Source organism: Marinibactrum halimedae, assembly GCF_021234875.1.
GTDB classification, from domain to species: domain Bacteria; phylum Pseudomonadota; class Gammaproteobacteria; order Pseudomonadales; family Cellvibrionaceae; genus Marinibactrum; species Marinibactrum halimedae.
The window spans coordinates 18,786-44,291 of the sequence record NZ_JAJQVM010000002.1 but is presented as its reverse complement, the minus strand read 5'-3'; the positions used below and the strand labels follow the sequence as shown (position 1 = coordinate 44,291).

The following is a 25,506-nucleotide window of genomic DNA, read 5'->3' as shown; positions in this document are numbered from 1 at the left end:
TCACCCGGTGAGTGATCGACCTGTTTGATTATAAAAACGCATTGAATACGCATTAGAGTAAGCTTTGTAATCGCTCCTGCTCATTAATCAGTGTCTCGTTATTGTTTAATGCTGGGTATTGCAATAGCGTATTCATACGCTCCAGTTGCTGTTGTATACCATCACGATCATTGATGTCTGGTTTTTGGCGAACGATGTCTTTCACCACTTCTTGTAGGTGAGCTTCTGCATCTGGATTTCTTGGGTGTAACTCGTAAGCTTTGTTCAAATAAAACAGTGCACCGTTGATGTCATTGAAGCGAAGTGCGCTTTGGGCTTCGCTCAGGGCATTGGTGATCTCTGCTTGGGTAGAAGATGGTAGTTCATTGAACGGAATTTCTGGCCCAGTTTCAGGTTGTTGTAGGGCTAGAGCGATCACCAATACCATGGCAATGCCCAACCCTCCGACCAACGCCTTAACGACTTTTGAACCCCCTTCAAATTTAGCCAGAAAGGCTGCGGCATCCTCAATCCTATTTTCGCGTTCGAGGGCAAGGGCGCCAGCAATGGCTCGCCAATGGTGGCCTTTGATTGATTTGATACGCTCGGGCTTCATTTGGGCCGAGTGAGCCTGCGGGGCACGTTTGCGTTGATAGGGGTGCTCACCGGTAAGCAATTCATGGGCAATAATGCCCAGTGCATAGATATCATCCGACGGGTGAGGGTCTTTGCCGGCAAACATTTCGATACTGGCGTAGGCGGGTGTTAAACCGCCTAGCTCCCCGGCATCGAAAACCGTGCGGTCTTTCTTTCCTGGGGAGTTTGTTTCCGTCGTTTTCGCCGAGCTTGTCCCGCCGGTGGACGCGTTTTCTTGGCTGGCGGCACGTGCAATACCGAAGTCTAGAATTTTGACGGTTCCCTCTTTTGTTAAGAATACGTTGGAAGGTTTTAAGTCTGAATGCACGATGCCTTTTGAGTGCGCATAAGCGAGGCCGCTAGCAATGGCCTTGATGATGGGCTCGGCTTCTTCCATGGGAATGCCCGTGGAGTGATCGCGGATAAAGTCATCCAGTGTTGTGCCTTCAAGCACTTCCATGGTCATGTAGACGGTGTCTTGATCGCGATCAAAGTCGTACACCGTGATGATATTGGGATGAGCGAGGGTTTGCGACTTGCCCGCTTCGCGTTGGAGAGCAATAAAGGCTTTGGGGTGTCGCTTAAATTCTTCCCCTAAAATTTTGATGGCGACATAGGGATTGCGGTCTTGTGCTTCTTGCTTGCGTTTATCCAGTGCGCGGTACACTACGCCCATACCACCACTGCCAAGGTGGGTTTTCAGGAGAAAACGATGATTGATTACCGTGCCTTCTCGAATTTGACGCCGGCCAGCATTGGCAGCGCGCATCAAGGTGGCGTTGCCGCTGCCGGTGTGGTCTGGGTTGGGGGTGATCAGATGATCGGTGTTCTCATGGTGTGATCGGTCTGACTGGCGACGGGCGAGAATGGTTTTTTCATCTTCACCGCCCAACTCGGTTTCGTCCATTGATCCTGCAGGATCGCTGTCAATTGAGCTGCTCGCAGGGGAGGACTCTGTGGGGCGGTGTACTAATTGTGTCGCGTCGTCGTTGGATTTTTCCATGGTGTACTTACTTTTCTTAGTATTACTGTTCTTAGTATGACTGTGGCGTTTCTATAATGGTGTTGAGTAGCAACATTGGCTACCTATGTTTGGTAACACTGTTTAATAAGGGGCATTCAAGTACTGCATTTAATGACGATGCAATCTTGATCCCGTATTAATCTTGGTACCTGTATTGTTGGTACCTGTATTGTTGGTGCCTATATTATTGGTACCTATATTAATAGTGATACTGTATTTGTAGCCCTAGACTGTCAGCATCAAACTCATCGAGTAAAAGTCCTCCGTCTACATCGAGATACCGATGCCACACCAATGAAGTGCTCCAGTCCCAAGTGATTCGATAGTTTAATTCCAAGCCAACACCGTACCCAAAGTCATTCATGTTTTCGTTGATGGGAGAGACAGATTCGAATGGCTCAACCACTGTATCGCCTAGGCTAAATCCGGGAATAGGATCTACAAAGGTAAGCTTGGATTCATAGGTAAAATAGCGCGCTTCAGCTTTGGCGCGGACAGAAAAACGCTTGGTCACAGGCCACAAGGCCACACCCGCCACAGACAAGCCTTTGGGCTCTATATTCACAGCGGCCGTCCCCGTGTAAGAGATGGATGTTTCGTTGGTGCCATCACTGAGCAATAAGCCTTCTACTGAGTGGCGACCTTCTTGGGTAAATTCTCCCAAGCTTTGGTAAGACGCTTCAAACGCAAAGTATTTGTGGAATTGGTAACCGTAGGTGAGAATCCAGCCGGTATCTTCGGTTTCATCTGGAGTTGTGGTGACGGACTCTGTGGCATCGAAAAAGTTACCCTGATAATTAATCGGGTCCATTTCATATTCGGATTTTAATATTCCCCCACCAAAATAGATGTGAGTGATGGGTTGTGCATAAGTATGAAGGGATAATCCGATGAGCATTAAAGCGGAAAGCCATGGAACAGCATTACAAAAGCGTATCGTCATGAGAGTCACCCTAAATTGTGCCTCACTGAAGGCATGTTGTGAGCATGATGGTTATTGTGATTTTTGTTGCTTGTATGCTTTTAGTAAATCATTAAAACCCGGTTAACAGCAATACCGGTAATAACAGTAGGTGGTATCAGTATTTTAATAAAAAGAGAGTGTATGGGTGAAGGGGAGAAAAAGATGGGAGAGCAGTGAGAGAAAAATGAAAAGACGGTAAACAAAAAAGCACATTCAAACACATAGATCGTAAGAGTATATCAAAGGGGCTGCCCCCTTTGATGTGGTGCAATTGTATTCACACTTTAATTGACCGCTACCTGTGAATGGCCGTTGGATTTCTGAAATTGTCGAAATTTTCCAGGGGTTACGCCGGTCCAGCTGCTGTAGGCGCGAACAAACGAGTTGGGCTCTTGAAATCCGAGCAGAAACGAAATCTCACCCAGTGGTAAAGTGGACTTCATTAAATAGTGATCGGCAAGGTCGGTTCGTATTGATTGCAATAAACCTTGATAACTTTCGTCTTCTTTTGCCAGCTTGCGCTGTAATGTGCGTTTGCTCATCGCCAATTTGTCTGAAACAAATTCGATAGATGATTCACCTCTGGGCAAGGACTCAACTAACACAGCGCGAACGCGATCAGACGTGGTGGATACGGTATTCAAGTCTTTCAATTTCACTTTAAGCTTTTCTTCAAAGAAGTTCCACATGCCGGCATTTTTCGTTAAAAACGTACGTTGGGCATCTTCTGCACTAAACCGAATGGACAGTGAGTCCCCTTGAACAATGTCACACCCAAAATATTCTCGATAAGGTTCAGGGTTTCTCGGAACAACCGGTAAGGAGATGTATGCGGGGTTGATGTTTGCTCGTGTGGCGATACGGGCGAGTTGAGTAAAAAAGACGAGTTCTGCCATGCTCAATGAATGAGGAATCGGTTCATCAGAACCATAGCACTCTATGGATAGTTGGGTGAAGTCGCTGGTGATATCTACGTGAAGGTCCATGGGACCAATCAATGGCTTGTATTCCTTAATACGCAATAACGCTTCATTCAAATTGCTACTGCAAATGCTGGCAAACAAAGGGGGGCTGAATGATTCAACAGTAAGGTGCTGTGCAATTAACAAGGCAACTTCGCGACCGTCTGCAGCGGCTTCGAATCCACGCCATAGGCGGAAAAACTCTTTAGGTAAAAGGGATGCATTTTCCCGGTGGATCAAATCTTCTGGTAAACCAGCATGGGTAAGTGCTTCAACAGGATCAATTTTCATGTCCTGAAGTAAAATAGCCCAGTTGGGCTCAACACTGAACTTGGTTGCTCGTTTCATAGTGCTTTTTCTCCACCTTAATGCCTTGTTGTTGGTCGCAGACGAGGGTGATGACTTTTTTGCTTGCAGTCTTGGCTCTTATCATGATCAACGCCTGATCAAGGACTCTTCTTGGCTCAAGAAATCTCGTCTAATCCACAGGGAGTGCTGTGATAATGAGGTAAGTCATACAAATATTATATGAATTCAAAAGGTGACAAGCATCTGCTAAAGGTGACAAAGCGTTATCTCAACATGACAACTTTACCATGTTGAGATGAGCGGCTGATGAAAAAAGGGCAGGAAATGCAGGTTTAGGAACGCGATTAGGCGGCGATACTAACTTGGTTTCGACCACTGCGTTTAGCGTTATATAGCTCTCGGTCTGCCTGAATGTGCATGTCTTCTTCAGTCATGCCGTTGCGGTAAAACACACCGCCAATGCTAAGTTGTACACGAAAGCGATGTTCTTTGACAACAAAGGGATTGCGTTCCACTTGCTGTCTTAGGACTTCAGCGAGTTGACACAACTCTCTATCGCTGTTGACGTGACACAATACCGCCAGTTCATCTCCACCAATGCGCGCAACAATGTCCTTGGTTCGGCACTGATCTGTGAGGAGATAAGAGATGGTTTTTAAGACTTCATCGCCGATGGCATGGCCATAGGTGTCATTAATGCTTTTAAATCGATCTACGTCTAGCACAAGCAGACCAAACGACTTTTTGGCGGCAACCCAAAGGCTAATTGTGGCATCAAATTTACGTCGATTGGCGACACCGGTTAAGCAGTCTTGGTGCACTAATTGTTCGAGTTGTTGTGTGCGATCAGCGAGTCGCCGTGAAATGACTAGGCGATGACTATCCAAGACATAAAAAATAGTGGCCATTAATACTGAGAGCAAGAAGCCGGCACCGGCTATGATCGATAAGGCGAGGACTTGATCACTGCTTAATTTGTCTTCCGCTTGGTAATGCACCTCCCAGACGCGGTTGGGCAAATGCAACAAATTCCGAGAATGTAACCCTTTGCTGTCGCTGTAATATTCATTGGTGTATAGGAGAGAGGCATCTTCCGCTTCAAATCCGGTATCAACAATTTTTAAGTTTAATGGACGATGGCCTTCGAATTTTCGTAACACCTCGCTGATGTAGTCGGTAATTCTCAATACACCAATAACGCTGCCAATTAAGGGTTTGTTTTGAGCGGTTTTATCTTGGTTATTGGCGTCGAAGACGGGGTGATACACCAAGACTCCGGTTTTATCGATGGTGGAGTGGGTGCCATCTTGTAGTAAGCGAACTCGGTCAGAGACTACGGCCACACCGGTACGCTCCATGGATTCCACACTGCGTGAAAAGCGTTCTTGTACCGGGTAAAAACCGAGTAAATTCATATTATTGGCGGTGCGCGGCATGATGTCAGCGACCAGAAACTTTTCTGTCGTCTTATCGTGGAAGCCAATGACCTTTTGTCGATCTATAACGGTATGGGCCTGGAATCCAGGAAAGCGTTTTTTCAGTGCTTCAACCCGTGTGTCTAGCTTGTTGGGAGGGATACGTTCTAGCCATTCTACGGCCACAATGGCCATAGAATATTCCAATATGCGCGGTGTAAACACATCAAAATTGTCCCACAACTCTGATGGGGTGGAATAGAAAAAGTTGGCTGCAGAGCCCAGAATGTGAATATCGCTGTCGATCAACGATTGGAGTGTTAATGTGCGTTGTTGAGCACCATGATGAAAAGACTCTTTATTGGCGTGTATTTGATAGTTTCGTGCAATTGCTACTACTAACAGAGTTGCAACTAATCCAATAGAAAACACGGCAACCGGCCATGTGTATTTGGGAAAATTAATTTTACTCACTTTAACGCTTCCATGTGACTGGTCAGCTGTCGCTGCAGTTTGTTCTCGGGTACTACCATGTGTCATCCGATGCGGTTAGTCAACCAGTCGTCCGGTGGATCAATGCGGGATTTATCAAAATTTACTCGTCTTTACCCGGTTTTAAATGAGAGGGGTAAAAATGAGAATGATATTTCTTTATTTTCATTTTTTATTGTTGGTGATCTGCACATTTCTCTGTGCATTTTTCCTTCACAGTCTAGGCATTCATTCTACACATTTCACCCCAGTATACTATTGGCGAGTGATAACAAAATGGTGAGCTGTTACGACAAACACCGTGTAGCGATGAAGTTAGCACTGGATGTTTGATACGGTGCCGCTATATAAGCAATGATTTGAATTAGATCGATTCTTTACACATTGGAAACTGTTTTGATAAATACCATTTGGACATTGGCAAAAGCACGAGAAATCGCGTTGGATGAGGTATCGTTTGATCGTCAATCCGAGGAGAGAGGTGCCATTATTAGCGCAGGACTTGCGAATGGAAAGCCCAGTGATGTGATTGAATATTGGTATCACTGGCGCACAGGTCAAAACACAACTTTAGCGTTCCCGTTTCAGCCGATTGCTTTAGCGATTGTATTGGGAATTACGGTCGGCTGTTCTGGACTTTTGGGTGTTTTAGGTGCCAGTGGTCATGGGCTTGTGAATATCATGATGTTTTTATTGGTATTGGTGATATTTCCTTGGGCGTGGTTTTGCTTAATGCTGTGCCGCCGGTTTTTTTCCACTATACCCCCTTTTCTATTTCAACGCCTGCCATATTGGTGGCGAGGGTTATTAGGTTCCGCCAACCTTAAACGAGTCTCCATGCTACCCCGTTGTTTATTGACCGCCTATGGGTTTTGGCTAAATCAATGGTTCGCTTTGGCATTTTCGTTGGGTGCATTACTGACTTTTTTTATCAGCTTATTAGTTCAAGACTTTGCGTTTGGGTGGTCTTCCACTGTGCAATTGTCCACAGAAATCGTATTTGAGGGGTTTAAAGGGTGGAGTGCGCCATGGGCTCTATGGTGGCCAGACGCCGTACCCACAAAAGAGTTAGTTGAAGCCACACGATATTATCGGCTCTCGGCACCGTATTCGGTAGGCCCTGCCGAGTCTTCCATAGAGTGGTATGGTCAATGGTGGCCAGTATTGTTTGCGAGTTTATTGACTTATTGTGTCATACCTAGAGTGTTGTTATTGATGTGGGCTTTATTTCGTCTTCGTCGTCAACGTGATCAATCTATTTTGCTCGATGACGTCTTAGGCCCGCTTTACTCTAGATTGGCAATGCCATTGGCTGACCCAGGCAGTTCGGTGGCGGGAAAAGTCAATGACGCCGCGAAAATACCGAGTGTTAAAGAGCTGAAAAAAAATACATTCAGTGTGCAAGAATTGAGATCCCAAGATACTGGTGTCAATAATATTCATTCTTCTAACTCAGCTCATAGAAAAGACGAGTGGAAACAAGCTGTGTCTGGTTTGGGGGTCTTCTGGGGTATTTCGGGTTCTGGTTGGCCGTTTTCTTCTTACGTTCAATTAGGGGAAGAAACAGTAGACAGCGATGAGCAATCCCTTCGAACATTAATTCACACCCGCCCTTCTAGGGTAACGTGGGTGGTGCCTGGTTGGGAGCCGCCAACCGGGGAGCTGCTGGACTTATCTGAGCAGATACAGACTCTGCCCCAACAAGCGTTATACCTCGTTCGCTCAAAAGAAGGGCGAATTGATGAAGCCTCTTGGCAGTATTTTTTAAAGCGAAAAACACCTTGGATACGCTATATGGGTGCAGTAAATCATGAGAATGCGACGGATAACGGGAATGTGGTGGGCAACGGGAATAACGGAAATGAAGTGGGTAGAGGAGCTAAACCCCAATGATGGGCGATCAGCCAAAAACGAATACTGTTCCCAAGTTTGCCGTAGTGGGCCACCCCAATAAAGGGAAATCCAGTTTAGTGGCGACGCTGACTCAAAATGACAGTGTGCAAATTTCTTCTGTTTCCGGCACCACCGAGGTTGCCCAGTCGTTTCCCATGCGTTTGGACGGACGCGAGTGCTATGAATTAATTGATACGCCCGGCTTTCAGAGAGCAAGAGCATTGTTACAGCAACTGCAATCCATGAGTGTGCATGCCGGTGACCGAAAACAAGTGTTAGCACAATTTGTTCGCCAGCCTCATAACCCAGAACGGTTTCACGATGAATTAGAATTGCTTAAGCCCATTGTGGAAGGCGCTGCCATTTTATATGTGGTCGATGGAGCAACGCCCTACCGTCCGGAATATGAGCATGAAATGGAAATTTTACGCTGGAGTGGTCAACCACGTATGGCGGTGATTAACCCTATTTCAGGCAATACCTATGTAGAGCAATGGCGACAAGCGCTAGATCAATTTTTTAGTTTGGTGCGAGTGTTCGACCCTATGACAGCCGGTTTTTCTGATCACATAGAATTAATTGGTTCATTCGCGTTATTGGATAAGCATTGGCAGCCATCAATTAACGCGGCTGTACAGGCGTTAAAACAGGATCGAGCACAGCGAGTCGAACAAGCCGTTTCTCTATTAACGACGGCTTGTATTGATGCGCTATGTCACCAGGTGAGTACTCGGATACCGGGAGAGACCATTCCTGAAGCCGTGAGTCAGGCATTGGAAGTAAAATTAAAGGCTGCCGTAAAAACCATTGAATCCTCAGTGCGAAAAAAAATAGAAACACAGCTCCGTCACCATCACATGGTGTATGAGAGTAAGTCATTGACACTGGAAAAAAGCGATTTATTTAATCAAGAAGATTGGGTGGTCTGGGGCTTGGATAAAAAACAATTACTGTGGCTCAGTGCCGGTGGAGGTGCAGCAGCAGGAGCATTGTTAGATGTTGGTTTGGGTGGTTCATCTCTTATGTTGGGGGCGTTAAGTGGCTCTATTGTCGCAGCGGGCAGCAGTTGGTGGTTTCGAGAAAACTTGGCGAAAATAAAAATAGGGGAAATCATTCCTACTGGCGGACGTGAAGTTATCTTGGGACCCATAAAAAATTCGCAATTTGGTTGGGTGTTTTTAGGCCGAGGGTTACATCATTTAAATGAAATGGTGTGTCGTAATCATGCCAGAAGAGATGAAATACAAATGCAGGATTGGGACTTAAAGCAGCGAATGAGTGAACTGCCTAAGACAGACGCGTTGAAAATGGCATCGTGGTTACAATGTAAAGGACAGCGTACACTCATGGAGCGGCAGCAGCCGAAAATTAATCAGTTATTGTTGAAGTATTTTGTTGTGCAATAATTTTTTAGGGTGTGATGTATTTAGGGTGTGATGTATTTAGGGTGTGATGTATTTAGGGTCTGATGTAGTTAGAGGTTGAGTTTAGGGAAGATTGTACCCGAACAATAAAAAGGATAAAAAAGTAACCCGAGTTACCTCGGGTTACTTAAATTGAGATTATTGTTTACATGCGGTTGTGGTGATGGCTTCTTCTGTTTCACCTTCGCTGGTGATTTCAACAAAATTCACCATGGGTTTTTTACATTTTCCAACACGCGTTTTGTAAGTGAATGTGGCACTACCACCGGTGAGAGTGCTGACTTCCAAATCAATACCGGGAGTTGGTGTATTCCCAGTGCCGTTAAAGTGATAGCTGTCACCGTTTAGTCCTGTTTCGTCTTCAATGCCGACGGAATAATTAATATTGTCTACATCATCCATATTTTGGTAAACAAACCAAATATTGCCGGAATCACCGTTTTGTACCCAAACCTGAAAGGTATAACGTCGAGTATCATCACCAAATAGCGGAATATTATTCCATTCGTAAATGGTGTACTCATTTGGGCCCGCCGTTAATACAGCGACGTACCATTCCGCACCATCTCCATCAGAGCCCATATCCAAATCGGTCCAGAAGGGGGCGAGTAGATTATTTGGCGGTGATGTGCTGGGTAATGGGCTATTTAAAGCCGATGTTGGCGCGCCCCCGACAGAACCGGCTTGCAGTGTACCGTTGACAGACCAAATCACTTGCGAATAACTTTCGCCGTTGTAAGTAAAGGTAGGTACGTTGAGAACAAACCCGCCATCATCGCAGTTACTGGGGCACCCAAATGGCGTTGTAAAGTCAGACATCGGTACATACCCAAATGGCGCAGGCGATTCATTGATCGCTAAACTACCCGCTTGCAATATGCCGCTCCAAGAGAGGGTTTTATTGCTTTTTTTATACACAAAATCATCAATAGTGGTGCCGTTAACGACGTCCACATTTAATGAGCTTGGGATCGCGTTTTGAAATTTGGGAATCATATCCGTTAGGGTAATGGTATCGGTAAACTGGCTATTGGTTAGAGTGACGGTGTAATTCAAAATATCGCCAGGGCTGGCTTGAGCTTGATCTACCGTTTTCACCAATACAGTATCATTAGAGCTGACGCTGGGCTTGATGGCGATGGGCATATGCAGAGGCGGACCAGAGTGCCGACCAAAGGGATCTAAACTCAACTTGCCGAACTGCCAAATGTCATCGGCTGTTGTGGTATCTGCAAAAATCTGAATCTTTGCGCTTTCGCCAGGGGGGATTGATAAGAATTGCGGTTTAACCCGAAGTTTCACATTCGAGCTTAAATCATCCATATCAGCATATAGTGACCAGACGCCATACCGCTTCTCACTGGTATTGGTTACCGTCCTCTCCCAAGTGCAAAACCCCACGCAATTACTGTTTTGCATGCTCGCAATGTTGAGAGTTTTAGGGTCACCGCCGATGGCTGGATTAGCAGCAAGAAAGTTTTCGGTGGTTTCTTCCAAAACTAAACTGCTATTTGCCACTTTGGTTAAATCAATGCGGCCCGCGCCCAAATCAAATGGGTCGGTGGGTGTCATCCCATCTTCTTTGAAGGTGAAGTCCGTGGTGCTGGTCATCATCATCGCCGACTTAATGGCATGGGGTGACCACTTGGGTTTTATTGCAGAAATCAGCGCAGCCGCCCCCGCATTATGTGGGCTGGACATCGAGGTTCCGCTTAAAAACCCATATTCAGGGGCGATGGCACCTTCGGTGGAGGCGACAGCAGCAATAATATTCACACCTGGCGCGGTGACGTCAGGTTTTAAAATATCGTCGGTTGTATTTGGTCCGCGTGAGCTGAAGCCTGCCATGATATCACCGTAAGCATCGGCGACATCCACCTCGCCACCACTAATGCTGGCCATGGTGTTGGTGTTGTTATCCAGCCAATCTTTCAGAATATTGGCGTTATCCACACCCAAATGCACCGCTGGAATCACATGAGCATCGTTTGATACAGAATTGCCGTTGGCTTCCAGATTGGCCAAGACAAAACCTGACGCTCCTCCGGCCGCCACATTGATGCCTTTGGCTGTTCGGGCAATCTCCCCGCGATCACACACTACGATTTGACCATCGAAGTGTCCTGCTGGGAAAGGTTCTAAACATTGTCCGGGGTCAAGATCATTGATGCTGCCATTGTCGGTGGGAAAATTTTTGGCGTGTACGATAGGGGTAGCGCCAAGGCTAGTTGTGAAGCCTGAGCCGATTAATGCTGGTAAAGACTCGCCATCACTGGTCATGTCGTCCAGTGAATTCAATACAGCACGGTTATGTGTGGAGGCTCCAACTGTGGCGACCCAAGGTGAGCGGTGGGCGACAGTAGAGGCCGTTGGGCCGCTGTTGCCGGCGGAAGCTGAAACAAAAATACCAGCATTCGACGCGTTGAGAAACCCGAGCTCCACCGCATCATTATAAGGATCTTCTCCCCCTGAAATGGAATAGTTCAGTGCCTGAATACCGTTGGGCAAGTTGGAGGCATCGATCACCACCTGCTCCACAGCGGCTAGCAAGGCAGAGCCAGGACAAGAGTCGACACACACATCGTAAGCAATGATATTGGCGTGAGGGGCTACGCCGCTGATTGACTCGCGCATTAAAGAGGTAGTGGGCGCGTAAACGGTGATGTCATTGACCACGTTACCGGCAACCGTACTGGCGGTATGGCTGCCGTGGCCGTCTGAGTCTTCCGGTGAAGTGGGGTCGCCTAGCTCTTTTGTGAACCCCCAGGCACCAATTAATTTATCGTTACAAAATGTGGGGTCTTCAGTGTCACAGTAGCTGCCGGGTAAATAATTCCCAGAACCCAGTGGGTTGGTGTGGTCATAGCCGTCACCGCCAATATCGGCAAACGAAGGGTGATCGGAATTAATACCCGAATCTAGAATGGCCACGACCATGTCTTCGCCTTGTGAGCCTTCAAATTTATAACACCAAGGGTAGGAGAAGTAATCGCCAACTCCCCCGTTCCAAATATAATCGGCGCCAATCCAGGCGGGGCCTGCATCAGTTAGAGGAACTTCCCAACGTTCTTCTTCGATACTCAATACATCAGGGTGTGACTGTAATTGCTTGGCTTCTGATGCCGTTAATTCAATGGCCATCCCATTGAAAACGTTTTTATAAGAGAATTTGGGTGATAACCGGCGTCCAATAGAGGCATCAAACTCTTTGGTTACACGGGCTTGTTGTTGTTCTAAAAAGTTTGAGTAGGCCACACTGGGTGCGGCAGATAAATCTAATTTCTTTTCGCCCGTCATTTCTGGGTTGGTGGCGCTAAAGCCTGCGATGCCACCACTATAAGCAGCAACCGCCGGATCTTTTAAGCGAATAATATACACCGCTGTGGGGCTGCTAACGTCAACACTCTCAATTGAAAAAGTAGACGCTGATTTTTGATTTCTTGTCTTTTTTGCCTGTGCGGCTTTTTGTGCCATTTCGTTAGCTTGTACGGCAGAGCTAACCACTTTTACTTGTTGACTGCTTTCAGACAGACTGAGCGCTTCAGATTGGCCATATGCATTTAGCCCGATGGCCGCAGACAAAACGCTAATGGGTACTAAGAGAAATCGTTTCATGTTCCTTCCTTTACAGTTGGCAATTCTCGTTTCAGTGAGAAATCATCTATACCGCAGAACATCATGAATCGAAGAATCGTGAGAACATCGTTTTCTTAACTTACCCAGTTGGGAAGTCGAGACGTTTTTATTCATATGATTTTCAGAAAAGCGTTGCATACTATCGCAACAAATATTTGACGAATAATTAACCTGCATCCTCAAGCGAAAGGCGTTTTTTTACGCCATAAAATGTTGTTGCGCATTAATTTCCTTGTGGCTTTCCATTGGTTTATACTGCGCCATTTTCTTAATTGAGAGTGCTGAAAAATATGGGAGAGAAATATGAAAGGGGAGTATGAAAAAAAAGATAAGAAAAATAGTTGGAAGGTGATTTGTTGGTTTTTGGCTCTGGTATTGTGTGGATGCGCTGCAACAGAGAATAAGTTTATTAAATATAAAGAAATTCAGAGAAGTGCTTTTGAATATGTGGATACGGCAGCGGTAAGAGAGCAAGCCAAAAAAAACTATCCAAAGGCGTTTGAAGGCGAAGTGTATTTCAAGGTGGAATCCATTGGGTTTGATGATGGCGTTATGTTTTTAAACTCGGAAGATGATTACCGAAGTAAAAATAATCTATCGGTGGTGATTTCCCCGGAGCTGAAAAAGCAGGTTTATAAGCGTTTTGGAAAAGAGCCAAGAAAAACCATTTTGAAAAAAACCATTAAAGCAAAAGGCCCGGTTTCACTTTTTAAAGTGCATTATTATAGCCGAGGGGGACTCATGTTTTATTATCAGTTGAGGATGTATATCCATTCTATGGATGATTTTGAAGTGCTTGAGGTGGTTTATTGGTAGTGTTCAAATTTCTGTGTCATTTCTTTCAGAAGCTGGTTCTAATCAGAGGAGGTGACACATATCCCAATCAGACATTCCTTTTGATCTTTAAGATGCTATTGCCCACGGTTGAGTGACCGCCTAGCTTTGAAGGTTTAGGATAAAAAGGCTCAATCGCTTCACAAAGCTTTTTCCAGGGGAGTATCATCTCCTCAAAATTCGAAACCTTCGTCATTGCTGATGTTTTGTATCTGGCTGCGATAATTTTATTACTGCATCAGATGTGAAAAATTGCATGTGGGGTTTTAGATTGTTATAGGGGTGAATTAAAAAAGGCCCCCAAAGGGGCCAAGAAGAAGCGTTCTTTTTAAGGCTTATTTATTTTTTGATTTTTTAGTGCCTTATTCAGGTTGGTCTATTCCGTTACAGCCATAATTAATTCGTACTTCATTCATGATGTTTTGCAATTTAGGATCCCGAATAGCTTCTACGTAACGCTCTTCGTCTTGCGATGGCGTCCAGCTGGTGTTGTTGATAAATGCATCGTAATACGTCCAGGTTTGCCCCCATAACACGAGAGTGGCCTGTAAAACATCGGGGTCTGCCATCATATGTTCAAAGTCATCGGGGTGATTTTCTTTTGCCCAAATAAGGTAGCGAGGTGCTGCCCAAGCAAAATTCAACATGTATTCCAAATAAAAATCACGTCGGCCTTGCGGGTATTGATAGAGCAAATAATCTAGGGCAACGGAATGAACATATTGTGCCCATTCATCGTACATGGTTTGAATACCTTGGTTGCCGGTGGTGGAGCCAATGTCGAAATAGGTGCTGTTGGCGGCAGCATCGGGTATTTGGTTGTGGTATTCATCGCCGCTGAGCTCGTTCCGTGAGAAATAGTCTCTGCGCATTTCGGGAATGGCGTAGTCTTCTGATAAGTAATAGGTATTGCCGCCATTGTAGTACGCGTCTAATGCATGGCCACATTCGTGAACGGCAAGGCCGAATGAGTTTTCCCACCCATATCCTCGGTTCGACCAGTTGTACCCACAGTTATAGCTACGATCAAATCCGGGTGACTCACGTACAATGAAAGCGCCATATGGGTAGCCGGCGTCTAGCACGGTCATCATTGCAGCCTCAATTTCTTCGGCAGTGGGGTTTGCCTTCGCGTCAATGTCGTTAATGACTTGCGAGAGGTCTACTTTTAGGTCTGGCAGAGCTTCACGATATTGCCCGTCGGCGCAACTGGCGTCGGTAAATTCTGCAAAGTAGCCATCTGCTGAAGGTTCATCGGGCTCGTTATCCACAGGAGGTTCTGGATCGGTGTCATTACCAGGATCAGTGTCGTCGCCGGGGTCAGTATCGTCGCCAGGGTTAGAGCCGTCGCCGGGGTCGCTATCGTCGCCAGGGTTAGAGCCGTCGCCAGGGTTAGAGCCGTCGCCGGGGTCGGTATCGTCGCCAGGGTTAGAGCCGTCGCCGGGGTCGCTATCGTCGCCAGGATTAGAACCATCACCGGGGTCGGTATCGTCGTCAGGGTTAGAGCCGTCGCCAGGATTAGAACCATCACCGGGGTCAGTGTCGTCGCCGGGGTTGGAGTTATCGCCTCCTCCACCGGGATTAGAGCCGCCGCCGGGGTTGCTGCCTGAACTGCCGTCATCAACAACGTCGCCTCCGTTACCATTATCGTTATCATCGCCAATACCACCGCAGGCGGTGAGGGTCATCATGGGCAAAGTTAAGCACATTGCCACAATCATTTTTTTGAGTTCCATAAAGGTCTCCACTGCAAAGTCGTGTTGTCACCGATTGACAAGGGAAAAATCGATGAGCCTGCGTGTTAATTAGGGAAGGTGGGCTGTGGCGAGTTGATCGATGACTTCTTCATCTGTGGAGGTGATTTGTGTATTGATTTGAGACCCTTGATGACCGATGGAAGGGGCGGTTGATGAGGCGGCGGTGGCTGGTTTGTGGTCGCCGTGTGCACAGGTACCGTTCTTATTGCCGCTGACGTGTTCGATGACGTGAGTGGTTTGTTGACCTACCTTTTTTTCAACCAAAAGATCCAGTGCAAAAGTGGAAGAACTGGCTACCATGGTGGTGAATACAGCACAATTTATAAACCAGTGTTTCTTCGTGTTAATTGTTTTTAAATAGGTGGCGTGGGGATGTGCATTGCCATTTGGAAAACCCGATTGATTTGCCGTGTTATGTATCAGTCTGTTTTTCTGTTTCATCGTTGCACCCAAAACTCATGTAAGTCGATTGGTTTATTCTTGTCTTTTGTGTTGTAACTGCTTATGTGAGGGTAAGGTAAGAAGTTCTATCCCGAGCGGACACCGTTAACCATTGTTTTTGTTAACTCACGTCGGAGTAATACACCGTAGTAAGCGTTATTTCACAGGTGGTATGCAGACTCGGTGAGCCTACTTTTGGGGGTCGCTTCTTCGTATTTTTTTGATTGGCACTCTTTTCGACGAGAGTGGAAAATGTTGGCTACACTTTGGACAGGGTAAACCAACAAACGATAAAAGGTTTATGAATGAAAGGTTTATGAATGAAAGTGGTAGTGAAAAGAATGAAGGCGCTCGGTCACTACAGAGATAAGAAAAAAGGGTGACATATAGTGACTGTTCCATGTCCGGCCTCATACTAAGGTGAAAGAAAGCCAATGATACGTTCTTTTTCGATTATGCCGGTATCGATAAAAAAATCGAAAGTAAGGTCGACGTTAGCCGTAGTAATAGGTATATCACTGTTAGTACTGACGGTAATTATTCTTTCTATTCCTCATTTTTTTTCCTATGTAAGTGCCTCATTAATAAGTGATGAATCACTTTGGGGGTTCTCTCTCTCGCGGCCTTTGCCTGTAGTGACTATGATCTCTGATAAGCGAGAGCCCATTTCTTGGCAAGATCTTCGGCAACAGCCTACGGTGGTGTCTTTTATTTTTACACGTTGTCGTAATATTTGTCCTTTAACCGTTCAGCGCTATCAAAAAATTCAGAGTTTGGCCGATAATGACAAAATGATGCAGTTTGTTTTTATTACTTTAGACCCTGAATTTGATACACCAGAACGTTTACATGATTTTGTAAGTCCACTTGGTGAGCATTACCTTGGTGTGCATGTGGAAAAATTGCCGGTATTGTTGAATGCCTTTCGGCAACCTCTGACTGGTCTAAGTCCAAATGTAGACGCTCTCGATATTTCTCACACAGGGGCTATTTATCTGTTTCATCCCGCTCGACAAGATATTTTGGTATACCCTTCTGGGAGCGTGGAGGCGGTTGTACGAGATGTATCTTTATTAGGAAAAAATCGTACGTAAAGAGCGTATGTAAATAGGTACGTAAAAATTGAAGTGTGCATAACCTATATAAAAAGTGGTAAAAGAGTGAAAGAAAAATGACAAAGTCAACAGTGCTAGCAGAAAAGACGAAAGAGATTCAGCTGCGAGATACCATTGCGACCGATAAAATTATGCTCGCAGTATTGGCAATGCATTTACCGTTTGTTTATTTTATTGTGCCTTGGGGATATGGAACCCATTTGGTGGGTTCAGTGCCGGCAACATTAGCCGTCATTGGCAGCGCTTTAGTGTATTTTGGTGCGCCAGGATCTCTGGCCAGCCGATGTGCCATTTCAGCTTCCTTTATGGTGATGTCCATGGTGTTTATTTTCCAGCAAATGGGACGACTGGAAATGCACTTTCATATTTTTGCTTCTCTGGCGGCTATGGTCTTATGGCGCGATTGGCGGCCTGTTGTGGTCAGTGCTGGAGTTATTGCGCTCCATCATTTGGTGAGTGTGCCGCTGCAGTTAAGCGGTGCCTCTGTGGCGGGAATTTCGTTTATCGCCTATGGGGTTACCTGTGACTGGGAAACTTTCTTTGTTCACGCTCTGTTTGTGGTAATGGAATCCGCCATTTTGGTTTTTGTATGTTACCGCTTGCACGAACAATATATTGTGGCTTGTCACTTGCGAGCAACCGTATATGAAATTGCGACAAATAAAGATCTATCATTACGTTTGGGAGTTAAGGCAAAAAACGTTGATGATCGTGAGTTTGTAAAATCTCTAAATTCCTTGTTTGATATGTTATCTGAGTCTATTGCGACTACACAAAGTGCCAGTAAAGATTTAACTGAGGTGGTTGAAAGCAGTAATAAAAATGCTCACGAAGCGTCAGATCAATTAACAAAACAAGGTGAGTATATTGAATACTCCGCTAATGTTATTGCTCAATATAACAATGATTTGTCCGAAATTAACCAGTTTACATCGGACATGGCCGTCTCTGCTGGTGAGGCAAAGCATAAAGTGGAAGTCAGTGATTCAAAAATGAAATCCACCGTGCAGGCATTGGATAACTTTGGGCGTTCTATTGATGATATTCAAAACGTGGTGATGAAGTTAGTAGAGGGAACGCGCTCGGTAGAAAACACGATGAATGTCATTTACAGCATCGCGGAGCAAACCAATTTGTTGGCATTAAATGCGGCTATTGAGGCGGCCCGAGCGGGTGAGCAAGGGCGAGGTTTTGCTGTGGTTGCTGATGAGGTACGTTCATTGGCTCAACGGACACAAACCACGACGGCAGAAATTGAGTCGGTAATTGAGACACTTCGCCATTCTTCTGAGCTGGTTGAAAATAAAATGTTAGCCGGTAAGCAAATGAGTGATGAAGTTATTCAAAGTGCCACAGAAAGTCAGCATTTACTGACAGGCGTAGTCGAAGGAATTGAGGAAATCTCGACCATGAGCGGCAAGATTGCTGAAAACATCAGTCATCAAAATACCGTATCTCAAAAACTCACAGACGATCTTCAGCAAATTAAAAATGTGAATGCATCCGTTGTATCTGCGGCAGAAGAGACTCGATCACTCTCTCAGCATATTGATACACTTGCCCAGCAAATGAGTCGGACATCCCATTCCTTTATCACCCAAGTGTGAAATACTTATTTTGTTTTGTTGAGTACCTCCGAAGATGAAGTCTGCTATATGGGCTCATAGGTTCTCTTTTAAAACCGCTGTTTTTCTCCTTTCATAAACTTCGTTATGATTAACTAGGCGTTTTAACGCTGATAAACTAATGCTGGTATGTTACTTGCGAAGTTGTTTATTGCCTGGTGTGGTACACATAAAGAGAGTGAAGCGAGGTTTTCAACGCCTAATTTCCTCTCTTATCCAAGGATTTTACCTGTAGGTTCGTCAAACCTAAAAAGATCAAATGATATGGATAATACAGTGGTTGACTCCTTGATCAGGGCCGCTCAAGAAGGTGATGCAACCGCCTTCAATGATTTACTGGTGGCGCATTATGATCGTATTTATGCCTGTGCTTTCCGTTTTTGTGGAGAGGTGGCAACAGCAGAAGATATTACACAACAGGTGTGTATTAAGCTTGCTGACTCTCTTGAGCAATTTCGATTTGATTCTGCGTTTACGACGTGGCTGTATCGAGTTGTGGTCAATTGTGCGATCGATTGGCAACGCAAACATGATAAGCATCGACTCAACTCGTCAGACTGCCACTTAGGTGAGGGTCATGCTGAAGAACCTTCATTAATTGGAGGTGAAAGTCATGGGGAGGCGGTTGTTACACTGATGCAACTCTTAACGTTAATGGATTCCATGGGGTCTGGCTTTAAAGAGACCGTATTGCTGGTCTTTGGTGAAGGTTTTACCCATTTTGAAGCCGCTCAAATTTTAGAGGTAAAAGAGACGACCGTATCATGGCGTATTCATGAAGTTCGTAAACGGGTAAAAGCGATGGGGGTATTGTCGGTATGAGTGATGAAAAAATAGCAGCGGCTTATCGTAAAACCCCGGAACCAAGTTTGGAGGCAAAACAACGTGCCTTGGAAGCCGCACAACAGGCGTTTGCTCGCAAGCATGGCCAGCATCTTCAATCGTCTTCTGAACAGGGCTCCTCACAGGATGAGGGCAGGGTAAAAGAATCTTCTTCTCTTTCTGATGAAAAAAAGGCTATTCATGCCCAAGGATCTGAATCGGTCTCCCGTCTTAGTGAAAAGAAACACATTCACTCAGATTCAGAAGGAGCGTTTATGAAAATGCCGGCCGTGTGGAAAGGTGTGGTGGTTGCGTGTGCCGCCTCGTTGTTTGTTTTTGTTATTTTGCCTGAAAAAGATCCGTCGTCGGAAACACTACCGTCTCGGGTGAGTCCGCCTTCCCTTAATGGTCAAGAAGGCACGAATGGTCAAGAAGGCACGAATGGTCAAGAAGGCGCCGGGCAAACCACTACTTCTCCTAGTGAAGTGGATAAGGAGATAGCGAGCACAGAAGAAAACATCGAGAAAGATTTAGTGGTTGTTGATGAACCCGCACCACAGCTTGAGGAAGTAGTGATTGTCTCTGAGGCAACAGGTCAAGAGCCAACAGCTAAACCTATATCTGAGCTTCAGGATGGGGCTTCTGAGATCAGTGCGCCCAGTAAACTAAATATCAGCACCAGCCCATCTGCTACCAGTCCATCAGTGAGCAAAGTTGAGAGCGCTTTGTCTCCTTCAGTACAGTCGTTTGCGCCCAATGGTGGCAGCGTGGCGGCAACTAAAATGAATGCGCGCGCTAAGTTGGCAGTAGCGTCTGATGCCGTGTCAAACATTAGGCCATTGCCCAAGCCGATTGATTTACCCGCGCCCTCTCCAGGAGTGGTGGGTGAGGATGAATTTGAATCTATCGTTACGAGCCCCGTTAAAAAAGTATCGGAAGAACCGGTGTCGACATTTTCTGCTGATGTGGATACCGCTGCCTACAGTTTTATTCGTCGACAATTAAATCGGGGCGTGTTGCCGCAAAAAAATGCTGTCCGTACAGAAGAGTTGATGAATTATTTTGATTATCAATACCCTGTTCCTTCTCGTGCAGATAAGCCTTTTTTGCCCACCATTTCTGTCAGTGATTCCCCTTGGCGTACGGGTAACAAATTAATTCATATTGGTATTAAAGGGTATGATTTGGCTCCGCAAACAAAGCCGCGTACGAACTTAGTTTTTTTACTGGATGTGTCAGGCTCGATGAATGCGCCGGATAAATTGCCCTTGGTAAAGCAGTCCATGGAATTGTTGTTGAGCCAATTGCACCCCGACGATACCGTCGCCATTGCGGTGTATGCCGGAGCTGCTGGTGCGGTATTGGAGCCGACGCTCGTCAAGGAAAAGCAGAAAATTATTAATGCCATGAATCAATTAAAGGCGGGTGGGTCAACCGCTGGGGCTGAGGGCATTCAGCTTGCTTATCAGTTGGCAGAGAGCCAGTATAAAGCGGAAGCGGTCAACCGAATTATTCTCGCTACAGACGGTGATTTTAATATTGGCATCACCAATCATGAAGAGTTGAAAGGTTTTGTTGAGCGCAAGCGTAAAGCGGGTATTTTTCTTTCTGTCTTAGGCTTTGGCCAAGGCAACTATCACGATAATCTGATGCAATCGTTAGCGCAAAATGGCAATGGTGTGGCGGCTTATATTGATACACTCAGTGAAGCGCAAAAAGTGTTAGTGCACCAATCCACTTCCACGTTATTTCCTATTGCGAAAGATGTAAAATTACAAGTCGAATTTAATCCGTCGACAGTGGAAGAATATCGCCTGATTGGATACGAAACTCGCCAGCTGAATCGTGAAGATTTTAATAATGACAAAGTTGATGCGGGGGACCTTGGCGCTGGTCATTCGGTAACGGCCATTTATGAGATTACCCCGAAAGGCTCAAATTCCGCCTTAATTGATGAAAATCGTTATGGGAATAATTCGGCCTCTGCCGTGGCTGAAAGCGGCAATGCCAATGAGTATGCCTTTTTAAAAATTCGCTATAAGCTGCCTGACTCCGACACTTCTCAATTAATCAGTGCGCCTATTCCAAGTAAAAATACTGAATCTTCGGGTGACACTGTGAGAGAAAATAATTTTGCCACCGCTGTTGCCGGGTTCTCTGAATTACTTCGAGGTGGGCAATACACCGGGAGTTGGACCTATGATGATGCGTTAGCCCTAGCGCAAGCCAACAAAGGCCCTGATGAATATGGTTATCGTACTGAGTTTGTACAGTTGATTCGTAAAGCGAAAGTGGCCAGCGACCTATAAAGGCTTTGATAAAAATAAGCCACTGAGAATCGGCACTGCTTAAAAGTAGTGCCGATTTTGGTTTTTATTGCTTTATTGGAATTACTCGACGATCAGGACGGACTAGCGTTCAATTTTGATTGAATCGCCCAAGCTCACTTCTCCACCTTGAAGTACTCGACAACAGACACCGCCTCGCCATTCGGGTTTGAGAGCATGTTTTAACCCCGGTTGCGCTTTTTCCATAAAGTGACAAGGGTCGGTTTCGCGGGTGATTTCTAAAACAGCTTTACCTAGAATAAGGCGGCTGCCTACGTCTTCTGGGCCAAAGGTAATACCGCTGACCAGTAAATTGGCACGGCGGGTTGTCCAAGGTAAAGTGCTGGGCGTTTGCTCAATCGTATCACAGGCCGCTTGCCAGCTTTCTTCGCTTAATACGGTGACTTGTCGTTTACCCGGTTTGCCGCGTAAATCATTGCCAACGCCTGTTTCAACACGGATGTGAATAGCTTCGTGGGTTTGCATTGGGCCAAGATGTTCCTCTCGTGTCGCAATGCCTTTTAGGGTTATGGCCGAGGTATTAAATACCTTTTTTAACGCATCCAGCATAGTTCACCTTTTGTCATAGTTAGCTTCATGATCGAGCAGCCAGCGTTTACGTTCTAAACCGCCGGCGTATCCTGTGAGGCTACCATCTTTTCCAATGACTCGGTGGCAGGGAATCACAATTGCGATACGATTCATGCCATTGGCTGAAGCAACGGCTCTTACGGCTTTGGGCTTCCCGATGGAAATCGCTTGTTGTTGATAACTGGCTGTATGTCCATAAGGAATGGCCTGCAGTGCTTGCCAAACGGTTTGTTGAAACTCCGTTCCGGGAGTATGAAGGGGAACGGTAAAGTGAGTGCGGCTACCTGCAAAGTATTCTGTTAATTCTTTTTTAATATGGTCAATATAAGGGTTGTGTCCGGTAATAATGCGGGCCTTTAGACGCCGTTGTAAATCGGTCAATTCCGTTTCCAGCATTTTCCTCTCGACAAATTCCAGTAAACACAGACCCTCTTTGCTGGCGCAGGCAAACATTGGCCCTAAAGGGGTTTCGAGCCTGTCCATGTGCAGCACATGGGTATGAGATTGCGTTGGTGAGTTGCCCATCATTTTTTTAAAAGTATATCCAAATCCACTGAGAGAATCGTAACCTGCTCCCAGTGCGCTATGGGTGGCGGATTCTCCGTTATTTAATTCTTCTAAAGCATGGTTGATTCTATACATGCGCTGAAAGCATTGGTAGGTCATACCGTAATGTTTATTAAACCATCGCCGAACCGTTTCGGGTGTAATGCCTGCTTCTCTGAGGTCTTGATCTTTAATTTTTGTTTTAGGGTTGGCCTTCACCATTTCTAACGCAGTACGAATGGGTTCTGGCGTAATTTGGCCATTAAGAGTGGGCTGGCACACTTTACAGGCGCGAAACCCGGCTGCCATCGCATCTTTGATTCTTGTAAAAAAAATGACATTTTCACGTTTCGGTTTGCGTGCTCGACAAGTGGAGATACAAAAAATAGAGGTGGTTTTGACACCAACATAGAAGCTGCCTTGATAACTGGCATCTCGGTTTACTAACGCTTGATAGTATTTATCGCATTGTTTTGGATCAGTTATTTGCATTGTTAATCCTTTCTCGAAAGCGAAGTATATGTGCGTATACGCATAAGAATGGTATTTAACGCGACTGCCTTCAACGCTATCGTGCAGAAGAATTACCTGCAACCGAAAACTGGACAACTATGTTGTATAGGGTGTAGAAGCTGACAGGTGGTAGAAGCTGATAAGTGGTAGAAGCTGATGCGTGGTTCGGCACTATGGAGACTGGCAGTATTGTATGGTGCGGGAAGATGGCGATCTGTCACCAAAATTTGTTCATTACAATAAGATCTAAGGATTTATATATATTTTATAATTGCTCTATAAAAAACGACTTTTTATACTCACCAGTAAGCCAATAGAAAATATACAGTCAGTTTGGTTTTAGTATTTATGGTGCCGTTTCTGTGCGTATTTTCTGTGCTTTTTAAGGATATTTTCAGTATAAAAAGGAGCTTTATATGTTTATCGATTTTACAGATACCCTCATTCCGCCTCATTCCACTACCGATGCTAATGCCGGGCGCTATGAGCTCGGTGGTTCTTCCAGCAACGATATTATCTTTATTGAGAGTGATGAAAAGCAGTTACCATCTGATTCATCTCAGTCCGTTTCACCTCAGTCTTATCCTTTACCGGCAAAAATATTTCATTGGATCTCGGCGGTTGTGATTATATGGGCCTCTATTTCGGGGTTCTCTCTTTCTCTCATCAGTGATGAATCCATTAAACATGCTATTGGTGCATTTAATGTTTCCATTACAACGGTACTGATTCCGGTATTTTTTGCACGTATTGTATACAGAATTAAATTGCAATTATGTGGTGAATACCCTGCTGAACACCCTGGCGTTTCAAAAAGTGAAAAGAAAATGGCCCACCTAGGTCATATAGGTCTGTATGTTTTATCATCAATTGTGCTGGTGACAGGGGTATTGATGATGCAGTCGCCCATTGAGGTTTTTTACGTGTTTCAAATACCCAATGTGATTACTGACTCTCATCTTGCAGAACAGTACGAAGTTTTTCATTCTCATGCCTGTCGGGCATTGGCTGGGCTGATTATTGTGCATGTTTTGGCAGTGATATGGCATCGTAGGCAGGGGCGGTGTGTGTTAAAACGAATGGTGTAGCCGTTTTGTATTATTGATGTTGTTCGGTAGAAAACAAAAATCCTTAATGTTATCCACAAGGACTCCAATAAGATCAACGGGACATTCTAAGTTTGGTGTAAGGTTGTGGCACGTCGGTAGTTTATGGCATGGTGTGGTTTGTGACGCAATACCTGCGTATTTTACAGAGTGCCGCTCATTTCCACAGGTTATCTGAACTTAACCCTTTGGATCGTGTGACAAATAGAGCCTAATAGCAAATAATCGAGATCTACACAGAATGACTTAAGACTATATGCCTAAGACGTTCGTGTTTTACTGTTGTTTGTTTCGGGTTGTTGCAATAGTTTGTTGAAATAGTTTGTTGAAATAGCCGTTCAAAAAAACGCCACTAGATGTAAAGAGAGTTCCATGCATACCTATTCTTACGACGCAAAGTCGCGATCGATTCATCGTGCGCCTGCCTTACGGGTTCATGGTTATTCTTTTATGGCAAAACTGTTTCATTGGGTTTCGGCGATTGTCATTCTTTGGGCAACCGTTTCGGGTCTTTCTCTTTCCTTTATTCAAAGTGAGCAAATAGTTCACGCGATTGCGGCTTTTAACGTTTCGATTACGACAGTATTAATTCCGGTCTTTATCTTACGGATTGTTTATCGCTTGTCACATAGCCCATCAGAAAATTATCAATTATCTGCCCATGAGCGGTTTGTGGCGCATATTGCGCATGTTGTCTTATATCTTGTGACCGCAGTGGTGCTGTTATCGGGCGTTTTAATGATGGACGAGCCGATTACCTTATTTCACCTTTATCAGCTTCCACTGAATGCATTACCGGGGCATTACACTGATGCATTTTCGGGATTACATAAGTACAGTTGTCGATCTTTGGCGATTTTGATTTTGGTACATTTACTTGCTGTGGTTCATCATGAGGTCAGTGGTAAGCGAGTCTTATCCCGAATGATCTAGCCAGATGTTGGATACCAAATACCTCCTACTATTTTGCTTTCTGTTATTTTCCTTTCTGTGTTTCAGCCAGGCTTGAGTCGTTTAGGGGCAGTTACTTAAAATAAGCGGCTTATTATCCATTAGGTAAGACTTTTCATGTGCTGCCTTTCTATAATTAGCGTA

The 25,506-nt window shown here is 45.2% G+C and carries 18 protein-coding genes; 9 read left to right on the top strand and 9 right to left on the bottom strand.

Annotated elements, in window-relative coordinates:
- Positions 1–52 precede the first annotated feature (52 nt).
- The 4 genes from LU351_RS01440 to LU351_RS01425 all read right to left on the bottom strand — a co-directional run bounded on the left by LU351_RS01440 (position 53) and on the right by LU351_RS01425 (position 5,763).
- Positions 53–1,618, bottom strand: coding sequence for a serine/threonine-protein kinase (locus LU351_RS01440; RefSeq protein ID WP_232592226.1), 1,566 nt, complete (start codon positions 1,616–1,618; stop codon positions 53–55).
- A 220-nt stretch (positions 1,619–1,838) separates the two neighbouring features.
- Complete coding sequence (locus tag LU351_RS01435; protein ID WP_232592225.1) at positions 1,839–2,582, bottom strand: outer membrane beta-barrel protein; 744 nt, start codon at positions 2,580–2,582, stop codon at positions 1,839–1,841.
- A gap of 305 nt (positions 2,583–2,887) precedes the next feature.
- Positions 2,888–3,913 carry an AraC family transcriptional regulator gene (locus LU351_RS01430; RefSeq protein ID WP_232592224.1) on the bottom strand — a complete coding sequence of 342 codons (1,026 nt, stop codon included), beginning with the start codon at positions 3,911–3,913 and terminating at the stop codon, positions 2,888–2,890.
- Positions 3,914–4,218: 305 nt separating this feature from the next.
- Positions 4,219–5,763, bottom strand: a complete 1,545-nt coding sequence (locus tag LU351_RS01425) for a sensor domain-containing diguanylate cyclase (protein WP_232592223.1) — start codon at positions 5,761–5,763, stop codon at positions 4,219–4,221.
- A 414-nt stretch (positions 5,764–6,177) separates the two neighbouring features.
- Here LU351_RS01425 and LU351_RS01420 point away from each other — a divergent pair, with 414 nt between their 5' ends.
- Entirely contained in the window at positions 6,178–7,674 is a 1,497-nt protein-coding gene (locus LU351_RS01420; RefSeq protein ID WP_232592222.1) for a DUF2868 domain-containing protein, read from the top strand.
- Positions 7,671–9,080, top strand: a complete 1,410-nt coding sequence (locus tag LU351_RS01415; protein WP_232592221.1) for a GTPase/DUF3482 domain-containing protein — start codon at positions 7,671–7,673, stop codon at positions 9,078–9,080. The genes LU351_RS01420 and LU351_RS01415 overlap by 4 nt, the downstream gene beginning before the upstream one ends.
- Before the next feature lie 156 nt (positions 9,081–9,236).
- Here LU351_RS01415 and LU351_RS01410 read toward each other — a convergent pair whose 3' ends face one another.
- On the bottom strand, positions 9,237–12,713 hold the full coding sequence (locus LU351_RS01410) for a S8 family serine peptidase (protein ID WP_232592220.1): 3,477 nt from the start codon (positions 12,711–12,713) through the stop codon (positions 9,237–9,239).
- 324 nt (positions 12,714–13,037) lie between these two features.
- Between LU351_RS01410 and LU351_RS01405 the strand changes: the two genes are divergently transcribed.
- On the top strand, positions 13,038–13,550 hold the full coding sequence (locus LU351_RS01405; protein ID WP_232592219.1) for a hypothetical protein: 513 nt from the start codon (positions 13,038–13,040) through the stop codon (positions 13,548–13,550).
- A gap of 380 nt (positions 13,551–13,930) precedes the next feature.
- On the opposite strand, the gene LU351_RS01400 is transcribed toward LU351_RS01405, so the two are convergent.
- Positions 13,931–15,304 carry an ICP22 family protein gene (locus LU351_RS01400; RefSeq protein WP_232592218.1) on the bottom strand — a complete coding sequence of 458 codons (1,374 nt, stop codon included), beginning with the start codon at positions 15,302–15,304 and terminating at the stop codon, positions 13,931–13,933.
- Positions 15,305–15,373: 69 nt separating this feature from the next.
- The gene (locus LU351_RS01395) at positions 15,374–15,766 is read right to left on the bottom strand and encodes a hypothetical protein (RefSeq protein ID WP_232592217.1); all 393 of its coding nucleotides are present in this window, start codon (positions 15,764–15,766) and stop codon (positions 15,374–15,376) included.
- A gap of 434 nt (positions 15,767–16,200) precedes the next feature.
- Here LU351_RS01395 and LU351_RS01390 point away from each other — a divergent pair, with 434 nt between their 5' ends.
- From LU351_RS01390 to LU351_RS01375, 4 genes are all read left to right on the top strand, one after another.
- The gene (locus LU351_RS01390) at positions 16,201–16,860 is read left to right on the top strand and encodes an SCO family protein (RefSeq protein ID WP_232592216.1); all 660 of its coding nucleotides are present in this window, start codon (positions 16,201–16,203) and stop codon (positions 16,858–16,860) included.
- Positions 16,861–16,937: 77 nt separating this feature from the next.
- A complete protein-coding gene (locus tag LU351_RS01385) occupies positions 16,938–18,488 on the top strand; it encodes a methyl-accepting chemotaxis protein (RefSeq protein WP_232592215.1) in 1,551 nt (516 codons plus the stop codon).
- 282 nt (positions 18,489–18,770) lie between these two features.
- Entirely contained in the window at positions 18,771–19,328 is a 558-nt protein-coding gene (locus tag LU351_RS01380; RefSeq protein ID WP_232592214.1) for an RNA polymerase sigma factor, read from the top strand.
- Complete coding sequence (locus tag LU351_RS01375) at positions 19,325–21,637, top strand: vWA domain-containing protein (RefSeq protein WP_232592213.1); 2,313 nt, start codon at positions 19,325–19,327, stop codon at positions 21,635–21,637. Before LU351_RS01380 ends, LU351_RS01375 begins: the two co-directional genes overlap by 4 nt.
- 102 nt (positions 21,638–21,739) lie before the next feature.
- Here the strand turns inward: LU351_RS01375 and LU351_RS01370 are convergent, their stop codons facing one another.
- Positions 21,740–22,225, bottom strand: coding sequence for an MOSC domain-containing protein (locus tag LU351_RS01370; RefSeq protein ID WP_232592212.1), 486 nt, complete (start codon positions 22,223–22,225; stop codon positions 21,740–21,742).
- Positions 22,226–22,228: 3 nt separating this feature from the next.
- Entirely contained in the window at positions 22,229–23,284 is a 1,056-nt protein-coding gene (locus LU351_RS01365; RefSeq protein ID WP_232592211.1) for a bifunctional transcriptional activator/DNA repair enzyme AdaA, read from the bottom strand.
- A gap of 437 nt (positions 23,285–23,721) precedes the next feature.
- Here LU351_RS01365 and LU351_RS01360 point away from each other — a divergent pair, with 437 nt between their 5' ends.
- Both LU351_RS01360 and LU351_RS01355 read left to right on the top strand, forming a co-directional pair.
- Positions 23,722–24,393 carry a cytochrome b gene (locus tag LU351_RS01360; protein ID WP_232592210.1) on the top strand — a complete coding sequence of 224 codons (672 nt, stop codon included), beginning with the start codon at positions 23,722–23,724 and terminating at the stop codon, positions 24,391–24,393.
- A 390-nt stretch (positions 24,394–24,783) separates the two neighbouring features.
- Entirely contained in the window at positions 24,784–25,344 is a 561-nt protein-coding gene (locus tag LU351_RS01355) for a cytochrome b (protein ID WP_232592209.1), read from the top strand.
- Positions 25,345–25,506 lie beyond the last annotated feature (162 nt).

Excerpts from the sequence above, each read along its gene's own strand:
- LU351_RS01405 (WP_232592219.1), top strand. The coding sequence starts at position 13,038 with ATGAAAGGGGAGTATGAAAAAAAAGATAAGAAAAATAGTTGGAAGGTG.
- LU351_RS01430 (WP_232592224.1), bottom strand. The coding sequence starts at position 3,913 with ATGAAACGAGCAACCAAGTTCAGTGTTGAGCCCAACTGGGCTATTTTA.
- LU351_RS01360 (WP_232592210.1), top strand. The coding sequence starts at position 23,722 with ATGTTTATCGATTTTACAGATACCCTCATTCCGCCTCATTCCACTACC.
- LU351_RS01410 (WP_232592220.1), bottom strand. The coding sequence starts at position 12,713 with ATGAAACGATTTCTCTTAGTACCCATTAGCGTTTTGTCTGCGGCCATC.
- LU351_RS01390 (WP_232592216.1), top strand. The coding sequence starts at position 16,201 with ATGATACGTTCTTTTTCGATTATGCCGGTATCGATAAAAAAATCGAAA.
- LU351_RS01370 (WP_232592212.1), bottom strand. The coding sequence starts at position 22,225 with ATGCTGGATGCGTTAAAAAAGGTATTTAATACCTCGGCCATAACCCTA.
- LU351_RS01380 (WP_232592214.1), top strand. The coding sequence starts at position 18,771 with ATGGATAATACAGTGGTTGACTCCTTGATCAGGGCCGCTCAAGAAGGT.
- LU351_RS01375 (WP_232592213.1), top strand. The coding sequence starts at position 19,325 with ATGAGTGATGAAAAAATAGCAGCGGCTTATCGTAAAACCCCGGAACCA.
- LU351_RS01435 (WP_232592225.1), bottom strand. The coding sequence starts at position 2,582 with ATGACGATACGCTTTTGTAATGCTGTTCCATGGCTTTCCGCTTTAATG.
- LU351_RS01395 (WP_232592217.1), bottom strand. The coding sequence starts at position 15,766 with ATGAAACAGAAAAACAGACTGATACATAACACGGCAAATCAATCGGGT.
- LU351_RS01385 (WP_232592215.1), top strand. The coding sequence starts at position 16,938 with ATGACAAAGTCAACAGTGCTAGCAGAAAAGACGAAAGAGATTCAGCTG.
- LU351_RS01355 (WP_232592209.1), top strand. The coding sequence starts at position 24,784 with ATGCATACCTATTCTTACGACGCAAAGTCGCGATCGATTCATCGTGCG.
- LU351_RS01365 (WP_232592211.1), bottom strand. The coding sequence starts at position 23,284 with ATGCAAATAACTGATCCAAAACAATGCGATAAATACTATCAAGCGTTA.
- LU351_RS01415 (WP_232592221.1), top strand. The coding sequence starts at position 7,671 with ATGATGGGCGATCAGCCAAAAACGAATACTGTTCCCAAGTTTGCCGTA.
- LU351_RS01400 (WP_232592218.1), bottom strand. The coding sequence starts at position 15,304 with ATGGAACTCAAAAAAATGATTGTGGCAATGTGCTTAACTTTGCCCATG.
- LU351_RS01440 (WP_232592226.1), bottom strand. The coding sequence starts at position 1,618 with ATGGAAAAATCCAACGACGACGCGACACAATTAGTACACCGCCCCACA.